1 protein-coding gene is annotated in these 512 nt (G+C 68.6%); it reads left to right on the top strand.

Annotated elements, in window-relative coordinates:
* Positions 1-21: 21 nt before the first annotated feature.
* A partial coding sequence (locus ABD333_RS47430) for a beta-ketoacyl [acyl carrier protein] synthase domain-containing protein (RefSeq protein ID WP_344549511.1) occupies positions 22-512 on the top strand: 491 nt, incomplete at its 3' end.

The following is a 512-nucleotide window of genomic DNA, read 5'->3' as shown; positions in this document are numbered from 1 at the left end:
TCGCCGAAGGAGGCGGCGGCGATGGATCCGCAGCAGCGGCTGCTGCTGGAGATGGCGGTGGAGGCGATGGATGACGCGGGTATCGATCCGGCCGGGCTGGCCGGGTCGGAGGCGGGGGTGTTCGTCGGTATCTCCGACCCTGGTTACATCTCTCTTCAGGTGGTGGAGGCGGGGTCGGCCAACCCGTACACGATGTCGGGTGGGACGTTGTCGATCGCGGCCAACCGGCTGTCGCACGTGTTCGATTTGCGCGGTCCGAGTATGAGCATCGATACCGCGTGCTCGTCGTCGCTGGTGGCGGTGGAACGCGGGTGGCGTTCGCTGGCCGAGGGAACCAGCGATCTGGTCCTGGCCGGCGGTGTGCATGTCCTGCTCAGCCCGGGGCCGTATGTGGGGTTCAGTCAGGCGTCGATGTTGTCGCCGACGGGCCGGTGCCGGGCGTTTTCGGCGGATGCCGATGGGTTCGTGCGCGCCGAGGGCGGCGGGGTGGTGGTGCTCAAGCGCCTCACCGA

Source organism: Actinomadura fulvescens, assembly GCF_039533225.1.
In the GTDB taxonomy this organism is placed as follows: Bacteria; Actinomycetota; Actinomycetes; order Streptosporangiales; family Streptosporangiaceae; genus Spirillospora; species Spirillospora fulvescens.
This window is presented reverse-complemented; position numbering and strand designations above follow the sequence as displayed.